The organism is Leclercia adecarboxylata (assembly GCF_023639785.1).
GTDB lineage: Bacteria > Pseudomonadota > Gammaproteobacteria > Enterobacterales > Enterobacteriaceae > Enterobacter > Enterobacter adecarboxylatus_D.
Genome location: NZ_CP098325.1, coordinates 24,877 through 41,745, shown reverse-complemented (window position 1 = coordinate 41,745; position 16,869 = coordinate 24,877). Strand labels below are relative to the sequence as shown.

At 55.3% G+C, this 16,869-nt stretch carries 18 protein-coding genes; 6 read left to right on the top strand and 12 right to left on the bottom strand.

The features are described from left to right. Positions 1-23 precede the first annotated feature (23 nt). Positions 24-944, bottom strand: coding sequence for a ribokinase (rbsK, locus tag NB069_RS00205; protein WP_250586790.1), 921 nt, complete (start codon positions 942-944; stop codon positions 24-26). Between the two features lie 323 nt (positions 945-1,267). Between rbsK and NB069_RS00200 the strand changes: the two genes are divergently transcribed. Then, positions 1,268-2,059: a DeoR family transcriptional regulator gene (locus NB069_RS00200; protein WP_223075656.1), complete on the top strand. Its 792-nt coding sequence runs from the start codon at positions 1,268-1,270 to the stop codon at positions 2,057-2,059. A gap of 1 nt (position 2,060) precedes the next feature. Here the strand turns inward: NB069_RS00200 and ilvN are convergent, their stop codons facing one another. The 5 genes from ilvN to NB069_RS00175 form a co-directional block, all read right to left on the bottom strand. Further along, on the bottom strand, positions 2,061-2,348 hold the full coding sequence (ilvN, locus tag NB069_RS00195) for an acetolactate synthase small subunit (RefSeq protein ID WP_039032259.1): 288 nt from the start codon (positions 2,346-2,348) through the stop codon (positions 2,061-2,063). Between the two features lie 3 nt (positions 2,349-2,351). Further along, on the bottom strand, positions 2,352-4,040 hold the full coding sequence (gene ilvB / locus NB069_RS00190) for an acetolactate synthase large subunit (RefSeq protein WP_250586788.1): 1,689 nt from the start codon (positions 4,038-4,040) through the stop codon (positions 2,352-2,354). A 99-nt stretch (positions 4,041-4,139) separates the two neighbouring features. After that, positions 4,140-4,238 (bottom strand): ilvB operon leader peptide IvbL, encoded by a 99-nt coding sequence (gene ivbL / locus NB069_RS00185; protein ID WP_138370925.1) that lies wholly within the window; start codon positions 4,236-4,238, stop codon positions 4,140-4,142. A 107-nt stretch (positions 4,239-4,345) separates the two neighbouring features. Continuing rightward, positions 4,346-4,825: an Hcp family type VI secretion system effector gene (locus NB069_RS00180; protein WP_250586786.1), complete on the bottom strand. Its 480-nt coding sequence runs from the start codon at positions 4,823-4,825 to the stop codon at positions 4,346-4,348. A 196-nt stretch (positions 4,826-5,021) separates the two neighbouring features. After that, positions 5,022-5,735: a hypothetical protein gene (locus tag NB069_RS00175; RefSeq protein ID WP_250586784.1), complete on the bottom strand. Its 714-nt coding sequence runs from the start codon at positions 5,733-5,735 to the stop codon at positions 5,022-5,024. A gap of 706 nt (positions 5,736-6,441) precedes the next feature. Between NB069_RS00175 and tisB the strand changes: the two genes are divergently transcribed. From tisB to emrD, 4 genes are all read left to right on the top strand, one after another. Further along, positions 6,442-6,531, top strand: a complete 90-nt coding sequence (tisB, locus tag NB069_RS00170; RefSeq protein WP_039032257.1) for a type I toxin-antitoxin system toxin TisB — start codon at positions 6,442-6,444, stop codon at positions 6,529-6,531. 64 nt (positions 6,532-6,595) lie between these two features. Continuing rightward, positions 6,596-7,042, top strand: a complete 447-nt coding sequence (locus tag NB069_RS00165) for a GNAT family N-acetyltransferase (protein WP_250586782.1) — start codon at positions 6,596-6,598, stop codon at positions 7,040-7,042. Positions 7,043-7,104: 62 nt separating this feature from the next. Beyond that, a complete protein-coding gene (locus NB069_RS00160) occupies positions 7,105-7,938 on the top strand; it encodes an EamA family transporter (RefSeq protein WP_250586780.1) in 834 nt (277 codons plus the stop codon). Between the two features lie 175 nt (positions 7,939-8,113). After that, entirely contained in the window at positions 8,114-9,298 is a 1,185-nt protein-coding gene (gene emrD / locus NB069_RS00155; RefSeq protein WP_250586778.1) for a multidrug efflux MFS transporter EmrD, read from the top strand. On the opposite strand, the gene dsdC is transcribed toward emrD, so the two are convergent. After that, positions 9,299-10,225 (bottom strand): DNA-binding transcriptional regulator DsdC, encoded by a 927-nt coding sequence (gene dsdC / locus NB069_RS00150; protein WP_250589561.1) that lies wholly within the window; start codon positions 10,223-10,225, stop codon positions 9,299-9,301. Between the two features lie 213 nt (positions 10,226-10,438). Between dsdC and dsdA the strand changes: the two genes are divergently transcribed. Then, the gene (gene dsdA, locus NB069_RS00145) at positions 10,439-11,740 is read left to right on the top strand and encodes a D-serine ammonia-lyase (RefSeq protein ID WP_250586776.1); all 1,302 of its coding nucleotides are present in this window, start codon (positions 10,439-10,441) and stop codon (positions 11,738-11,740) included. Between the two features lies 1 nt (position 11,741). Here dsdA and NB069_RS00140 read toward each other — a convergent pair whose 3' ends face one another. The 5 genes from NB069_RS00140 to NB069_RS00120 are packed head-to-tail and all read right to left on the bottom strand — an operon-like array spanning position 11,742 to position 16,807. Then, a complete protein-coding gene (locus tag NB069_RS00140; protein WP_250586774.1) occupies positions 11,742-12,845 on the bottom strand; it encodes an anaerobic sulfatase maturase in 1,104 nt (367 codons plus the stop codon). Next, positions 12,842-13,204, bottom strand: coding sequence for a DUF202 domain-containing protein (locus tag NB069_RS00135; RefSeq protein WP_250586772.1), 363 nt, complete (start codon positions 13,202-13,204; stop codon positions 12,842-12,844). Before NB069_RS00135 ends, NB069_RS00140 begins: the two co-directional genes overlap by 4 nt. Further along, a complete protein-coding gene (locus NB069_RS00130) occupies positions 13,194-13,541 on the bottom strand; it encodes a YidH family protein (RefSeq protein ID WP_250586770.1) in 348 nt (115 codons plus the stop codon). The genes NB069_RS00135 and NB069_RS00130 overlap by 11 nt, the downstream gene beginning before the upstream one ends. 60 nt (positions 13,542-13,601) lie before the next feature. Beyond that, positions 13,602-15,095 (bottom strand): sulfatase-like hydrolase/transferase, encoded by a 1,494-nt coding sequence (locus NB069_RS00125; protein WP_250586768.1) that lies wholly within the window; start codon positions 15,093-15,095, stop codon positions 13,602-13,604. Continuing rightward, the gene (locus tag NB069_RS00120; RefSeq protein WP_250586766.1) at positions 15,092-16,807 is read right to left on the bottom strand and encodes a solute:sodium symporter family transporter; all 1,716 of its coding nucleotides are present in this window, start codon (positions 16,805-16,807) and stop codon (positions 15,092-15,094) included. Before NB069_RS00120 ends, NB069_RS00125 begins: the two co-directional genes overlap by 4 nt. Positions 16,808-16,869: the final 62 nt, after the last annotated feature.

Here is a 16,869-nt window from a genome sequence, read left to right as displayed (position 1 = left end):
ACCTTTTATTTCGCAGGGTTTTATTATTCGTTCAATGCCAGGAACTCATTGAATTGTTCAATGCTGGGGTAAGACGACTGGGTGCCTTTCCCGGTGACGCTGAACGCGGCAAAGAGAGCGGCTTTTTTCATGGCGGCTTCGACGTTGCCGCTCTGGACGTAGTAGTGGGCAAAGCAGCCAATAAAGGCATCGCCCGCTCCGCTGGTGTCAACGGCATTCACTTTAAACGCAGGAACCACGACTTCTTTATCACGGGTGAGCCACAGCGCCCCTTTTTCACCCATGGTGACGATAATATTGTTCAGACCTTTATCCACCAGCGAGCGGGCAGCCAGGCAAATATTCTCGTAATTGTTTACCGGCATGCCGGTCAGAATTTCCAGCTCGGTTTCATTAGGGACAAAGAAATCACATTTACAGGCGTAAGACATGTCTAATTCACGCAGCGCCGGCGCCGGATTTAATAACACCTGAATTCCGTGCTTTTTACCGAACTCGATAGCGTGATAAACCGTCTCCAGCTGTACCTCGAGCTGCAGGACAATAAGCTGACACTTTTTCAGATCGTCTGCCGCGCGGTCGATATCTTCCGGCGAGAGGAATTTATTAGCGCCTTTCACAATCAGAATGCTGTTGCTGGAATTGGCGTTCACAAAGATGGGGGCCACGCCGCTGCTGGTGCACGGCACTTTTTCCACATAGGTGGTATTGATGCCCCAGGACTCCAGATTACGGATGGTGTTATCGGCAAAGATATCGTCACCGACTTTGGTCAGCATCATCACTTTTGAGTTGAGCTTGGCCGCCGCCACCGCCTGATTCGCCCCTTTGCCGCCACAGCCAATTTTAAAGGCCGGGGCTTCGAGGGTTTCCCCCTCTTTCGGCATCTGATTAATGTAGGTGATGAGATCCACCATGTTGGAGCCGATAACCGCGATATCCATGTTTACTACCTCTCTGAAACAATCACACAACAATGATATTATCGTAACATTATCATGTTATTTCCGTATCATTTGTGACTGCGATCGCGATTAGCAGATCCATTAACGCTGTTTAATGATTAATCAATTCACGGGGAGAAAAGTGAGACGCAATAATGGGAATTTAAAATTATTCCATTAATTACAATAGATTGGGAGATAAACACAGTTTAAGAAGTGACTTTTCTTTCCGGCCGGGCGGCAGTATAGTATGACGCAACAAAAATGTTCCTGATGCATCATGAATGTGTTTTAAGGAACATCACACCGTGCGGAGAAGGTGAATGGAGACGAAGCAAAAAGAACGAATCCGGCGTCTGGTTGAGCTGCTAAAGAAAACCGACCGCATTCACCTGAAAGATGCCGCCCGGATGCTGGAAGTTTCCGTGATGACTATCCGTCGCGATCTCAGCCCGGACAACCATGATACCGTCCTGCCCCTGACCCTGCTGGGCGGCTATATCGTGATGGTCAATAAACCGGCCACCGCTCCCGCCGCACCCGTGGTGCGCAGCCAGACGCACCATCCCGACGACCTGCCTATTGCCATTCTGGCCGCTGGCATGGTGGCGGAAAACGATCTGGTGTTTTTCGATAATGGCCCGGAAATGCCGCTGGTCATTAGCATGATCCCCGACGACATCACCTTCACCGGCATCTGCTATTCCCATCGTGTGTTTATGGCGCTCAATGAGAAACCGAACGCCACCGCGATTCTGTGTGGCGGCACCTACCGGGCAAAGAGCGATGCGTTCTACGACACCAGTAATCCGTCGGTGCTCGACTCACTCAACCCGCGCAAGGTGTTTATCTCGGCCAGCGGCGTGCATGAGCACTACGGCGTGACCTGGTTTAACCTTGATGACCTGGCCACCAAACGTAAAGCCATTCAGCACGGTATCCGCAAGATCCTGCTGGCCCGCTACGCCCTGTTTGATGAAGTGGCGCCCGCCAGCATCGGGCCGCTGTCGGCGTTTGATGTGCTGATCAGCGACCGCCCGCTTCCGGCAGACTATCCGGCCCACTGCCGGAACGGTTTTGTGAAGATTATTACCCCGGACGCCGCCGGGGAGTAAGTTACTCGAAGAACACCGCAATTTTGTTAAACATGGTCGGGTCAGACTGGTTACGCACCACTTTCACCACGTCTTCCAGCTTGTCGATCTGCGCCATCATCTGCTCCAGCCGCTGATCGTCATTTACCAGCAGCCAGATGCGGCTGTGCTCGCTGCCCTGAATGGGCAAACAAAGAATGCCTTCCACGTTGAACGCCCGGCGGGCAAACAGCCCGCAGACGTGGGTCATGACGCCAGGGTGGTTACGGACGGTGAGTTCCAGAATGACGTTATCATTTTGCTTCTGCATGGCTTATTCCCCTACCATTTCTGTATTGGCCGCGCCCGGCGGTACCATCGGATAAACTTTTTGTTGTGGATCGATACGCACGTGGATCAGGGCCGGACCCGGACGTGAAATCGCCTCCTGCAGCGCGGCCTGCGCATCCTCTTCAGCGTTCAGATCGCAGGTGTAGAGGCCAAATCCGGCGGCAATCTGCATAAAGTTGATCGTGCCCGGATAGGTAGCGGCAAAGACGCCCTGCTTGTAGAACAGGCTCTGCTGCTGATGCACCAGCCCCAGTGCTTCGTTGTTCATCAGGATGATTTTTACATCCAGCTGGTTTTCCGCCGCGGTGGCCATCTCCTGAATGTTCATCATCAGGCTGCCGTCGCCGGAGAAGCAGATCACCTTGCGATCCGGGTTAGCCAGCGCCGCGCCCACCGCCGCAGGCAGGCCAAAGCCCATGGTGCCCAGCCCGCCGGAGGTCAGCCACTGGCGCGGACGGTTCAGCGGATAGGCCTGGGCGGTCCACATCTGATGCTGGCCCACGTCGGTAGTGATAATGGCGCTGTCGTCCACGCAGGCGGCCACGGCGTTAATCAGCCCGTAGTGGCTCAGCGGATCGCCTTCAGTCGGGATGGCGCCCGGGAACTCCTGCTGCAGACCGGTAACCTGCTCGCGCCATGCGGTGCGCGGGGTGGCGTCAATATGCGGCAGCAGCTGCGCCAGCACCTCGTTAACATCGCCCTGGATCGCCACGTGCGGCTGCTTGATTTTACCCAGCTCCGCGCGGTCGATATCCACGTGAATGATTTTGGCGTTCGGGCAGAACTGCTCGGTTTTGCCAATCGCCCGGTCATCAAAACGCGCCCCGAGAACGATCAGCAGATCGGCCTCCTGCAGAATAAAGTTGGTGCTGCGCGCGCCGTGCATCCCGAGCATTCCCAGCGACAGCGGGTGCGCTTTTGGCAGCATGCCCAGCGCCATCAGGGTCATGGTGGTCGGCAGGTTGGCTTTTTCAGCCAGGCCGCGCACCGCGTCAGGCGCGTCAATTACCCCGCCGCCCAGATAGAGCACCGGGCGCTGCGCGGCATTAATCATGGCTGCGGCTTCGCGTACGCTGTCAGCGCTGAATGCCGGCGATGGCGCGCGGGTACCCGGCTCAGGCAGGACGTCGATCTCGATTTCAGCGGTCTGCACATCCTTAGGAATGTCTATCCACACCGGACCCGGACGACCGGACTGGGCAATGCGGAACGCATCGCTGATAACCTGCGGTAATTCGCTGATATCACGCACTAAGTAGTTGTGCTTGGTGATGGGGATAGAGATGCCGTAGGTGTCCACTTCCTGAAATGCGTCGGTGCCGATCATCGAGGCGGGCACCTGGCCGGTAATGCAGACTAACGGGATGGAGTCGAGGCGCGCATCGGCGATGGCGGTCACCAGGTTGGTGGCCCCCGGCCCGCTACAGGCCATACAGACCGCCGGTTTGCCCTGAGTACGCGCCATGCCCTGGGCAATAAAGCCTGCGCCCTGCTCGTGTCGCGCCAGCACGTGGCGGATCTTCGTGCTCTGGCTTAAGGCGTCATACAGCGGGAGTACCGTCCCGCCAGGAATACCCGCAACCGTGGTAATACCCTGACGTTCCAGCAAATGAACGATTAACTGCGCGCCTGTGAAACGCGTCTTGTGTGATGTTGTGCCCGAACTTGCCATGCTCCAGTCCTTCTTATGGGCCGACTTTCCGGGGGGCTTTAAACAAAAACCCCGCCGGTTTGCGCCGGCGGGGTTTGGAATCGTGTGTTGATCCAGTCCCTACGGCGCATTGCCGACGACGACCACCACACGCACGACGACCACTGCGGCTGGGTGCGCAGTTTTTAGTAGGGTCGAGGTCAGCATGGAAGAGGTCATTAGGAACCTGTCTCTGGAATCATTGAGTGGATTTATACAAGCACAGGTTTACAGGCGTGACAACGGAATTATTTTCATCTGCGTGAAAATGCGTCAGGGATCACGTTTCAGTACGTTGCTCGCTCATTCCAGGAGTCACTATAGATGACATTGCCATCGCAGTGCTTCCAGGTGATTTTTTCATAGCGCATAAGAACCGTTTCCAGGTGTGTTCCGGTGTTTGCGCCTGGATAAAGGTCTGGTGTGATTGAGGTTATTTTTACATTTTCCAGGATGATATTAAAATACTCCTGTTCTAAACCTGCCTCATTAATCTGATACATCTTAATAGTGGCTGACTGTAGCGTTCTCCCCGTACTCAACGCCCGAAATAAAAACGGGGTTACACGATCAAATTCCTTCTGAAACATGACGGGCATATGTATGCGCGTGCCCGTCAACTTCCCGGTATTTCCGTCGACTGGGATGTTGACATTATGAGTGAACGATTTGAGCTCAATTGCACCTTCACGCCCTGAAACAAAGCATGGGCCAACCATAGGAGAACCATTTTCATCGGTCAGAAACAAATAAGCCGGATTTGACATAAAAACTCCTTTTTATAAGACTCAATCGTACTTATCAAAGCGACCAAAAATTATTGGATGAACAATAATGAAGACTACGATTGCAATAAAGGTTAGTAACACCCAATATTGAGGCACCAGCCACAAGAACAAAGAAGCACACGCAAAAATATAAATTGGGAATAAAATATCTGCAAATAAAATAGATAGCAGACTCTTAAACATGTTCCTTGTCCTTTAAGTCGTCATAAATTGCATCGAAATCATTATAGAATCCCATTTGCACTTTCTTGATGATTTCAGAAAGGAAAGGATCAATAAAGTAGTAAAGCATCTCCAGTTGTGCGCCATAGAGGATGGCATAATACTTAGGGTCCAACGTTTTCAGGCGACGGGCAGCAAGAGCGCACTTCTGGTCCGTGCCAATCAGTTGAAGTGCCATGACAACGTTAGGTAAGCGGCGAGCAAGTCGTTCAACTACGATTTCTGAGAGCAGGCCTGATTCGGAAAGGGATTTTGCCAGTCCCCATGCTATCGCTAAACGCGCTGCCTTGCTTGTCGATAGGTTTGTAACAAGCCCGGTTACTTTCGAATCCATCTTACGAACGCGATTTTGTTCATTTCCATTTTCCGAATCAGTTATAATGCTTTGAAAATAAAGATACAACATGTGTGCTATAACATCGCGGTAACGGTAAATAGACACAATTGAGAGATACATTCTCTTTTCTTCTGAAAGAAGCTCCTCACATACATCGTGATAGCTGGGGATAAAACATGATGAGTACCAGCTTACACGCTCAATCCCTGAGTAAATATCAGAACCAATACCCTTCAATGCTCTCCATGTTCCTGCAACGCCTTGCTGTCCATAAATAGCCAGTTGTCTGTCGCTCTGGAACTTCATTTTCAAATAATCAGATGCCTGCATAATGTACTCATACAATATGTGAGGTTAAATAAATATACTTTGAAAAGCAGAGAAATTCAAACTATTGAAATTGAGCGCGATATTTATTTACATCGAAAATAAATTTAGCCACTTATATTTACCATTGTTATAAAAGATACGACATAGATTAACAAAGAGGTATAGGTGGTTTATTTTCTTATCTTATTATCATATTAAATCCATAATCGATATATAGAGTTTATCGAATGGATAAATAAATCATCCTGTATGTCAGCTACGACTGTTACCAATGCTTCTACAGACATCTTTTCCAGGTAGGCCAGAAAACAAAAAACCCCGCCTGAGCGAGGTTTTTTTTAACAGCGTTTGCGGCTGGTGACCGCAGAGCACACTGTGTTACGTCAACGCCCGAAGTATACGCGATCGCACAGGAACGCGCAATTTTCGGCACGAATTTTGACGCATTTGAGTATGGATCGCGCTTCACGATTTGTCCATAAATTACTGTTCATATATACAGTATTTATCTATACTGGGTGTGTTCACAGGGTGTGAGGGGAGCCGCTCGTAGTACACCGGCGCAACGAAGTCCTGGCTGAAACGGGTGGTGCCGTCAGCGCCTCCACTCCCCACCTGAGCACACTGTGTTACGTCAACAAAGGTGCTGGTCACAGGCGGCGGAAAGGTACGCCAGCATCGTGCTCCTTAACCAGAGGAGACGCGTATGAGCGTAGTGGATATGGTTGTACTTATCCTCAAACTCATTGTTGCAGCCCTGCAACTGCTTGATGCTGTCCTGAAATACGTTAAGTGATTCAGGTTCAAGCCGCACCAAAGAGGGGCGGGAAACCGCCCCTCTTTAATAACGAGAGAATGCTATGTTGCGTTTATTAATTGAGCCCGTTACGCCGGACGAACCGGGGTATATCGCGCTCAAAACCGAAAGCACCGCGCTCAACTTCAATATGTTGCGCAGGCTGGAAGAGAACTGGGAGCGGGGTGAAAATCGCTTTAACGCCCCGGGCGAAAAGCTGCTGGGGGCATTTCTGAACGGCAAACTGGTGGGGATTTGCGGGCTAAACCGCGATCCGTTCAGCCAGCAGCCGCGGGCCGGTCGTATCCGCCATCTCTATATCAGCGAAAGCTGTCGTGGGCTGGGTATCGGCAAGCAGCTGCTCGCGGTGGTGATGGCCGATGCCAGCGTCTGGTTCGATTTTCTTAACACCCACGCGCCCGAGACCGCCTGGGCATTCTACCAGCGGGCTGGTTTTACGCTGGTCGTGGATGAACCGCGCGTCACCCATCGCCTTTTTTGTGCAATCTGAGCGGCTGGCAGCATCGGATTGTGAATGTTACAGTTGAGTGACAATTCACCACCCGATACGCCATGACTATCGCCGTTTTCTGCATTTTACTCTTTGCCGCACTGCTGCATGCCAGCTGGAATGCCATCGTTAAAGCCGGAACGGACAAACTCTATTCGGCTATCGGCGTCAGCGGCTCCGCCACGCTGATTGCCCTGGTTTTGCTCCCCTTCTCTCCCCAACCCTCTGCGGCCAGCTGGCCGTTTTTGATTGTCTCCTGCGCCTTACAGGTGGTGTATACCGTTCTGGTCGCGAAGACCTATCAGGTCTCCGATATGAGCCAGACTTATCCGCTGATGCGCGGCACCGCGCCGCTGCTGGTGGCACTGTTCAGCGTGCTGGTGCTCGGCGATCGCCTCTCATGGTTCGCCTGGTCCGGTATCGGCGTGATCTGCCTGTCGATACTGGCCATGGCGATGAACGGACGCATGCAGTCACGAAAAGGGATCGGGCTGGCGCTGCTGAATGCCTGTTTTATCGCGGGCTATACCCTGGTGGACGGCACCGGCGTACGGCTATCGGGCACCGCGCTGGGCTATACGCTGTGGACCTTCTTTATGAACGGCTTCTGTCTGCTGAGCTGGGCGATGGTGGCACGTCGGCGCGATGCCTCCAGCTACCTGCGCCTGCACTGGAAAAAGGGGCTGCTCGGCGGCATTGGCACTATGGGCTCTTATGGACTGGCGCTATGGGCCATGACGCAGGCGCCGCTGGCGGTGGTCGCAGCGCTGCGTGAAACCTCCATTCTCTTTGGGGCGCTTATCGCATTTGTGCTTTTAAAAGAGAAGGTTGCGGGTCTGCGTATCGCTGCGGCGCTGGGTATTGCAGGCGGTGCCATTCTGCTGCGCCTGGCCTGAATCACTGGCAACATTAGTTGCCGTTCTTGTTTACTTATCCTGCCTTCCTGCCCTCTCCCATTCATCACCGCAAGGCTTAACTTGTCATCTCACTGTGGTAGATTCCTCGCGCATTTATGGGAATGCGTAGTCACTTATTCTTTATTTCTCACTTTTGGCAAAAGTATTCAGCGACATGAAAAAACAGCGGAACGTTAATTTACTCTTGATGTTGATCTTGCTGGTCGCCGTCGGTCAGATGGCACAAACCATCTATATCCCGGCCATAGCGGACATGGCGAAGGCGCTCCGGGTGCGGGAAGGGGCGATCCAGAGCGTGATGGGTGCCTATCTGCTGACCTATGGCGTATCGCAGCTATTCTACGGCCCGCTCTCCGATCGCGTCGGCCGCCGTCCGGTGATCCTGGTGGGGATGACCATTTTTATGATAGCCACGGTCATCGCCATGACCACCCACAGCCTGGGCGTGCTGATTGCCGCCAGCGCGTTGCAGGGCGTTGGTACCGGCGTTGGCGGCGTAATGGCGCGTACCCTGCCGCGGGATATGTATCAGGGTACCCAGCTTCGCCATGCCAACAGCCTGCTGAACATGGGCATTCTGGTCAGCCCGCTGCTGGCCCCGTTGATTGGTGGCCTGCTGGATACTGCCTGGTCCTGGCGCGCCTGCTATGGTTTTCTGCTGGTGCTCTGCGCCATCGTCATCTTCAGCATGGCGCGCTGGATGCCGGAAACCCGGCCCACTGACGCACCGCGCACAAAGCTTATCGCCAGCTACAAAATCCTCTTCGGCAACGGGGCGTTTAACTGTTACGTGCTGATGCTGGTGGGTGGCCTGGCGGGTATCGCCGTCTTCGAAGCCAGTTCAGGCGTGCTGCTGGGAGCCGGGCTCGGCCTCAGCAGTATGGTGGTGAGTATTCTGTTTATTCTGCCGATCCCGGCGGCGTTTTTCGGCGCCTGGTTTGCCGGACGCGCCAACAAACGTTTTTCCACCCTGATGTGGCAGTCGGTGCTGAGCTGCCTGCTGGCAGGGCTGATGATGTGGATCCCCGGGCTGTTCGGGGTGATGAACGTCTGGACCCTGCTGATCCCGGCCGCGCTGTTCTTCTTTGGCGCAGGGATGCTGTTCCCCCTGGCGACCAGCGGCGCGATGGAGCCCTTCCCGTTCCTCGCCGGCACCGCCGGGGCGCTGGTGGGGGGGTTGCAGAATATCGGCTCCGGCGCGCTGGCCTGGCTCTCGGCGATGATGCCGCAGAACGGCCAGGCGAGCCTCGGGCTACTAATGACCCTAATGGGTCTGCTGATTGTGCTGTGCTGGCTGCCGCTGGCCTCTCGCGCCTCGCATCACGAGCAGGCGGTGTGATCAGCCAGCCTTTTCCTTAAGCCAGCTGATAAAGGCATCAATCTTTGGCCACTGGCGCCCGGAGAGCGTGGAGACGTAATAGTGCTGGTGGCATTTCAGCGTCTTCTCGCCAAAGGGCGCAATCAATTCCCCGCGCTCAAGATGTTTCTGCACCAGCCGCCTGCGCCCCATCGCTACCCCGACATGATTTAACGCCGCGCTGACCGCCAAATCGGAACGATCGAAACCCATTCCCGGTGATGTCGGCAAGCTCACCGAAAAATGCCGGGCCCAGCTAAACCACTCGTCCGTACCGGAGTCGTTGCTCCATGCCTGCCGGTCATGCAGCAGGGTGCAGTGCTGCAGGTTATCCGGGCTGGCGAGCAGCTGATGCTCCCGGGCATATTCCGGTGAGCAGACCGGCAGGATCGCCTCGTCCATCAAATAGTGATGCGTGAGCTGGTTTGGCGGCATATCGTCGAAATAAATCGCCAGATCGACGCCGGTTCGTTGCATATTGACGTAATCATTGCCGGTCAACAGCGTGAGAGAGATCGCCGGATAGCGGCGGGTGAAGTCGCCCAGCATCGGCACCAGCCAGCACTGGGCGAGCGACGGACGTGAGTAAAGGGTCAGGCTGCCGGACAGCGCCTGGTTCCTGATATCGAGGATCTCCTGATTCAGCGTATCCAGCGACGATTTCAGGGTCCAGTAAATGCGTTTTCCCTCCTGGGTCAGCTCCACTTTGCGGTGCGAGCGAATAAACAGCGCAATCCCCAGCTCCTCTTCCAGCAGGTTAATCCGGTGGCTTACCGCGCTCGGGCTGAGCGCAAGCTCTTCCGCTGCCCGCGCGAACGATTCGTGGCGTGCCGCCACCTCAAAGGTGTGCATCTTCGACAGCTGCCAGCCGTTCAGTAAGCGATTCCTCGCCTCTCTCCCCTCGTTCATCACCCTAGCCTTCTTCATCTCTTATTGCGCCAGAATAGCGGTTCATGGTGAAAGAATGTGACTCAGCGACGATAAAAATACATTTTTTATCGCGGTGTTATTCTTTTGGTTCAATCTGGCTCATGTGAACCGCCATTAATATCGTTTGTCATCCCCGTGCCATTGGCGGCACGATCCCGCTTTCTTTCATTATCTGGCGCGAAGAGATCTCGTATGGAAAACACACACATCACCACCTTAATCGCACAGTATCCTCTGGTAGAGGACCTGATCGCCCTGAAAGAAACCACCTGGCTTAACCCTGAGGCTACCTCCCTGGCCGAAGGACTGCCGCACGTCGGCCTGACCCAGGCGGACGTGGACGATGCCCATGCGCGCCTGGCGCGCTTTGCGCCATATCTGGCGAAGGCGTTCCCGGAAACCGCCGCCACTCAGGGGATTATCGAATCTGCGCTGGTGGCTATCCCGGCAATGCATAAACGGCTGGAGGCAGAGTTCGATATGTCCCTTCCCGGCACGCTGCTGCTGAAAAAAGACAGCCATCTGCCCATCTCCGGCTCCATTAAAGCCCGCGGCGGCATCTATGAGGTGCTGACCCACGCCGAGAAACTGGCCCTGGCCGCTGGCCTGCTGTCGCCACAAGACGATTACAGCATCCTGCTGGAGCCCCGCTTTAAAGCATTCTTCAGCCAGTACAGCATCGCCGTAGGCTCCACCGGTAACTTAGGGATGTCCATCGGCATTATGAGCGCCCGCATCGGCTTTAAGGTGACGGTACATATGTCCGCCGACGCCCGGGAGTGGAAAAAGGCCAAACTGCGCAGCCACGGCGTGACGGTGGTGGAATACGAGCAGGACTACGGTGTCGCGGTGGAGCAAGGGCGCAAAGCCGCGGAAAGCGATCCGAACTGCTTCTTCATTGACGATGAAAACTCCCGCACTCTGTTTTTAGGCTATGCCGTGGCAGGTGCACGGCTGAAGGCGCAGTTTGCTGACCAGGGCCGCGTGGTGGATGCGGATCATCCCCTGTTTGTCTATCTGCCGTGCGGCGTGGGCGGCGGCCCTGGCGGGGTGGCGTTTGGGCTGAAGCTGGCCTTTGGCGACCACGTGCACTGCTTCTTTGCCGAGCCCACCCATTCGCCGTGCATGCTGCTGGGCGTGTATACCGGGCTGCATGACCAGATTGCGGTTCAGGATCTCGGCATTGATAACGTGACGGCGGCGGATGGGCTGGCGGTAGGCCGCGCGTCTGGCTTTGTCGGCCGCGCCATGGAGCGCCTGCTCGACGGGTTTTACACCCTCTCGGATCAGAGCATGTACGACATGCTGGGCTGGCTGGCGCAGGAGGAGAATATCCGTCTTGAGCCGTCCGCGCTGGCGGGCATGGCCGGGCCGGTACGCCTCGCCGTATCCGGGCACTATGCGCTGGATAACGCCACCCATCTGGTATGGGCCACCGGCGGTGGCATGGTGCCGAAAGAAGAGATGGCGAAGTATCTGGCGAAGGGGCGTTAACTTACTGGCTCTGGCGTAACAGGGCCATGAGTTCAATGGGCGAACGGTGATGGCGAAGCAGATCGCGCATCACCCGCATATGCGGGGCAGAATGGCGGAAGAACGCCTGATATCCCGCGCAGAGTACGCTTTTGCCCTCTACCCGGTGTTTCGGGCAGTCGCCGTTACACAGATGCAGCGCCGGACAGGCCCTGCACTCAGCGGATAAAGCGCTTTGCTTACGCAGACCAAAGGCGATAGCTGTCTCACTCTTATTAAGCTGCGCCAGTGGCGTGTGATGAATGTTGCCTAATCGGTATTGTGGCCAGACATAGTGGTCGCACTGGTAGAGGTCGCCGTTGGCTTCCAGCGCAAAGGCGTGGCCGCAGGTGACGGCGAGGGAACACATCTGCGACGGGTAGCCGCACCATACCCCTAATGTCGAGTCGAAGAGCTGCACAAAGACGCGACCAATATCCTCCCGCACCCAGACATCAAAAACCCCTGAAAGAAATTCGCCCCACAGCCCGTCGGTGACCGATTCCGGGTTGTCGTGCTCCTGGAGGGGAATAAACTGCAGATGCGGCGTGCCCAGCGCGCGTAAATAGCGGTACATCCGCTCCGGCTGGCGGCTGTTCTGCCGGTTAACGACCGTCAGAAGGTTAAACGACACCTTGTGCGCCCGTAGCGTCTCTATCGCCTTCAGCACCTTGTGGTGGGTGGGCTTGCCGCTGCGGCTGACGCGGTAGGCATCATGCAGTGCCGCAGGGCCATCCAGCGAAATCCCCACCAGCCAGCCCTGTTCGCGAAAAAACGTGCACCAGGCATCATTGAGCAGGATGCCATTGGTCTGAAACGCATTGTGTATACGTTTCCCTGCGCCATAACGGCGCTGTAAGGTTGCGACGCGGCGAAAGAAATCCAGCCCGCAGAGCGTCGGCTCCCCGCCCTGCCAGGCGAACTGCACCTCTGGCCCGGGCTGGGCGGCGATATGCTGCTGAATGAACGCCTCAAGGGTGGCGTCATCCATGTTCGGCTGCTGGGGTTTATCGATATAAAAACAGTAGCGACAATCGAGATTGCATCGTGAACTGGCTGGCTTGGCCATAACCTGACATCCTGTCATGTAATATCCCTGATAAAAATAATGAGATGATGGACGTGGCTAGCAGCAAACAGTAATGCGAGAGATAACACTGCGAGGGCGATCATAAATTTAATACGCACCGGTCGGGATGATGAAAAATCATACAGAGCAACATCCATCCGTGCCCGGCTGCGGGTGTAATACCAGAGGACCAGCGCCGCGATGGCCAGTACCCCCAGCGCCATCCAGAACAGCAGGCCCGCCTGCTGCCAGTTATGCCTGATCGCCAGCACCATCAGCGCACCGTAGCCCAGCAGCGTGCGCAGCCAGGCGAGCGAGGTGCGCTCCGGCTGCAGCCCGGGGTCGGCCAGACGGCGGGCTTTGCGGCTATCCGCCATACAGCACCAGCCCCATGACTATCACCGCTACCACCAGCAGGCTCAGGCTGATAATCAGCAGACTGTGGGTGTAGGGCAGATCTTCTTTCAGGCGCATCGCCTTCTCATTGCGTAGCCAGCGCAGGTAGCCGTAGATCGCCAGCCCGCCGGAAAAGAGGCACAGCAGCAGCGCCAGCAGCTGGCGGATCACCGGTGTTGCAAAGTCGGGCGCCAGCTGGTCAAGGCCGACACCGGCCGCCAGAAAGCCCAGAGCGGTGCGGATCCAGGCCAGAAAGGTGCGCTCGTTTGCCAGCGAGAAGCGATAATCCGGCGCTTCGCCGAGGCGAGAAATTTTCATCTGCATTCCTTTTTGCTGTCATTGCCGGGTGGCGATATAACCACCACGCCAGCATTTTAGTCAGAACTTCTGCTTTTTCTCCTCCACTTTCACACCCTGAGTCGGCAAGCCGGTGTCATAGTCGCGCACCTCCGGAGAATAGCCATCTCTGGGACGCGGACGGAAGGCCCCCATCCAGCGCGGGGTGGCATCTTTGCGCCAGGGACGCAGACTCCACTGGTAGGTGCGGAAGGGATCGCGAATTTTATCCATATAATCCAGCAGCGCATCGTGCATCCTGATGCGTACCTCTTCGAAAGCCGGGGCATCGATCAGATTGTGCAGCTCATCGGGATCGTTTTTTCTGTCGTAAAGCTCATCACTGGTAAACAAGTTTAATACCAATTTCCACTCGTCCGTCACCCAGCAACGCACCGGAATAAAGCCACCAAAGCTGTCGTGCTCGATCTCGTAGCGATTGAATTCCACCATCACGCCCCGGGGCTTATCAACGGCCAGGATATTTTCGCCCGGCAGAATATCGGGTTTTTGGATGCCTGCCAGCGCCATCATGGTTGGCAGGAGATCGATATGGCTGACGGGCGTATCCACCTGCCGATGTTCGCCCTGTGGCGAGCGCATAATCAGTGGAATACGGGTGATATCATCGTACATCGCCGCCCCTTTGCTGATGAGCTTATGGGCGCCCATCATTTCCCCGTGGTCTGAGGTATAGATCACCCAGGTGTTATCCCGCTGCTCTGGCGTCAGGGCGTTGATCACCCGGCCAATCTGGTCGTCGACGAAATCGTTGCAGGCGAAATAGAGCGGATGGTAATAACGCCCGTCATCCCCCACCGGAGAGGGCATCGCCTGAGACCACAGGCGATGATGCTCGGGCTTATCACTCAGCGGGTCCTGTGCCCGGGCCCCGAGGTCGTAATAAAAGTCCTGGTACTTTTCCAGATATTCAACCGGACAGGTAAAGGGATGATGGGGCTCGTCATAGGAGACCACCATCAGAAACGGCTCGTCGGACCGCGCGGGCTGACCGAGAAAATCGACGGCGCGATTACTGATGCGATGTGCCCAGGTAAAGGTTTCATCGATATTGTTGGCCTGTAAATCTTCAATGCTGTTCAACCCGTTACGCCAGAGGCTGATCTCACTTTCCGTCAGTTCCGCAAGGTAGTTGGCGCCGTCATACCAGTAGTCAGCATCCCACTCCGGCGGGCACTCGCCCGTGCCAAAGTAGTCGTGCCCGTCGAGGTGCCACTTGCCGATATAGCAGGTGTGATAGCCAGCATCCTTAAAGTAGCGCCCCATGGTGACAATGTTTTTCCCCGGCGCGACGTTATTGGTCCAGGGGCCGGACTGGTTGGCATAGATACCGGTAAATAAGCCCGCCCGCGCGGGTGTACATACCGGAGAACAGGTATAGGCGGAGTTAAAGCGAATACCTTCTGCCGCCAGCTCATCAATGTGCTGAGTGTTGAGCGGCTTGCCGCTATAGCAGCCCACCATATTGGTCGCCTGGGTGTCAGTCATAATGAAGAGAAAGTTAGGACGAATCATGCTTTATCCTTAGCGTCACAAACACGCTGCACAGTGGCAGAACGGCGCGATTGCCAGCGGCTGTAAACCATGTAAATCATCACTGCTGCTGTGATGGCATAGCTGAGTACCGTCAGCCAACGGGTGTGATATCCGCCGAACTGCGCCAGACCGGAATAGACGCCAACCATTGCGGCGAGAATACCAACAGAGGCGATTTTCGCGTTTTTCCATGGCTGCATATCCACGGCAAAGGCATCGTGAAATTTGAACGGTGTCGCCCGCGGCTTTATCACGCCGATCAGCAGCATCACCACCACGTTGATGCAGAAGGTGCAGGCCAGTACGTAAAGGAAATGGAAATCGAACTTCACCAGATAATTAATGGTGATGTAACTGACAATGCCGAGCCCCATCGCCACCTTAGCGGCCAGCGCCGGAATGCGCGGGAAGAAGAAGCCCATAATGATGATGGTCACCAGCGGCACGTTGTAAATCCCGTTGAGCTGCTTCATCCAGCTGTAAAGGCCCTCTGGTGCATTGGCGATCCACGGCGCCACCAGCACCGAAATTACCGCGATAAAGAGGCCAAACCTGCGCCCGACACGGACTAACTGTTCGGGTTGTGCATCCTGGTTAATGATGCGGCGGTAGATGCCCATGCTGAATAACGTACTGGCGCTGTTCAAAAATCCATTAAACGTGCTGATGACCGCGCCAAATAAGACCGCACCAAAAAAACCGACCAGTGGGACAGGAAGAACGTTATTGACCAGCGTGGGGTAGGCCATATCCGCTTTCGGCAGATCCTGATACAGGTGAAAAGCAATCAGCCCCGGCAAGACCAGCACCAGCGGATCGAGCATCTTCAACACCGCGGTGAGCAGCGCCCCTTTTTGCCCTTCAGCCAGGCTTTTGGACGCCAGCGTACGTTGCACAATGCCCTGGTTAGTACACCAGTAAAAGGTGTTCACCAGAATCAGACCGGTAAAGGCCGCGCCAATCGGCAACGGATCGTTCGCGCCGCCGATAGAGTTCAGCTTCTCTGCATGCACGGTGGTCAGTTGCTCAATACCCTGCATAAAGCTGCCCTTGCCCATAGCGATCAGGCCAAACACTGGCACCATCAGGCCGCCAATGACCAGACCGATACCGTTGATCGAGTCGGCCACTGCCATCGCTCTCAAGCCACCCACCACGGCGTAAATAATTCCCGCTATTCCCAGTAAAATCACCAGTAACCAGATGGCCGCGCCCTGGGACATCTGCAACGACTCCCCGATATGAAACAGGCTGTTAAGCGCCAGCGCGCCGGAATAGAGCACAATCGGCAGGAAGCAGACACCGGTGGCGATAAGAAAGCAGAAATCAATAATTATTCGCGTGGTTTTGTCGTAACGTTCTTCCAGAAAATCGGGAATAGTGGCGATACCGCGTTGCAAATAGCGGGGCAGAAAGATCAGCGCCAGAAAGATCAACGTCACTGCCGACGTCACTTCCCAGCCCATGACGGACATTCCGCTTTTGTACGCCTGCCCCGAGAGGCCGACCAGTTGTTCGGTTGAGAGGTTAGTGAGCATCAGCGAGGCGGCAATCACCGGCGCTTTTAGCGAACGTCCGGCAAGAAAATAGCCCTGCTGCGATCCGGTATCCGTTTTACGGATTTTCCACCAGGTGATCATCGCCACCAGCAGCGTAAAACCGACGAAGCTCAAAATTTGTAGCGTATTCATCTCATAGCCCTTGTTGTAGATTATGTCCCGGCAGCTGTAGGGGTTTATCACCGGGTCAGGCA

What these genes read in the sequence shown, in the direction of transcription:
- rbsK (WP_250586790.1), bottom strand. Translation starts at nt 944, where the DNA reads ATGGATATCGCGGTTATCGGCTCCAACATGGTGGATCTCATCACCTAC.
- NB069_RS00200 (WP_223075656.1), top strand. Translation starts at nt 1,268, where the DNA reads ATGGAGACGAAGCAAAAAGAACGAATCCGGCGTCTGGTTGAGCTGCTA.
- ilvN (WP_039032259.1), bottom strand. Translation starts at nt 2,348, where the DNA reads ATGCAGAAGCAAAATGATAACGTCATTCTGGAACTCACCGTCCGTAAC.
- ilvB (WP_250586788.1), bottom strand. Translation starts at nt 4,040, where the DNA reads ATGGCAAGTTCGGGCACAACATCACACAAGACGCGTTTCACAGGCGCG.
- ivbL (WP_138370925.1), bottom strand. Translation starts at nt 4,238, where the DNA reads ATGACCTCTTCCATGCTGACCTCGACCCTACTAAAAACTGCGCACCCA.
- NB069_RS00180 (WP_250586786.1), bottom strand. Translation starts at nt 4,825, where the DNA reads ATGTCAAATCCGGCTTATTTGTTTCTGACCGATGAAAATGGTTCTCCT.
- NB069_RS00175 (WP_250586784.1), bottom strand. Translation starts at nt 5,735, where the DNA reads ATGCAGGCATCTGATTATTTGAAAATGAAGTTCCAGAGCGACAGACAA.
- tisB (WP_039032257.1), top strand. Translation starts at nt 6,442, where the DNA reads ATGAGCGTAGTGGATATGGTTGTACTTATCCTCAAACTCATTGTTGCA.
- NB069_RS00165 (WP_250586782.1), top strand. Translation starts at nt 6,596, where the DNA reads ATGTTGCGTTTATTAATTGAGCCCGTTACGCCGGACGAACCGGGGTAT.
- NB069_RS00160 (WP_250586780.1), top strand. Translation starts at nt 7,105, where the DNA reads ATGACTATCGCCGTTTTCTGCATTTTACTCTTTGCCGCACTGCTGCAT.
- emrD (WP_250586778.1), top strand. Translation starts at nt 8,114, where the DNA reads ATGAAAAAACAGCGGAACGTTAATTTACTCTTGATGTTGATCTTGCTG.
- dsdC (WP_250589561.1), bottom strand. Translation starts at nt 10,225, where the DNA reads ATGAACGAGGGGAGAGAGGCGAGGAATCGCTTACTGAACGGCTGGCAG.
- dsdA (WP_250586776.1), top strand. Translation starts at nt 10,439, where the DNA reads ATGGAAAACACACACATCACCACCTTAATCGCACAGTATCCTCTGGTA.
- NB069_RS00140 (WP_250586774.1), bottom strand. Translation starts at nt 12,845, where the DNA reads ATGACAGGATGTCAGGTTATGGCCAAGCCAGCCAGTTCACGATGCAAT.
- NB069_RS00135 (WP_250586772.1), bottom strand. Translation starts at nt 13,204, where the DNA reads ATGGCGGATAGCCGCAAAGCCCGCCGTCTGGCCGACCCCGGGCTGCAG.
- NB069_RS00130 (WP_250586770.1), bottom strand. Translation starts at nt 13,541, where the DNA reads ATGAAAATTTCTCGCCTCGGCGAAGCGCCGGATTATCGCTTCTCGCTG.
- NB069_RS00125 (WP_250586768.1), bottom strand. Translation starts at nt 15,095, where the DNA reads ATGATTCGTCCTAACTTTCTCTTCATTATGACTGACACCCAGGCGACC.
- NB069_RS00120 (WP_250586766.1), bottom strand. Translation starts at nt 16,807, where the DNA reads ATGAATACGCTACAAATTTTGAGCTTCGTCGGTTTTACGCTGCTGGTG.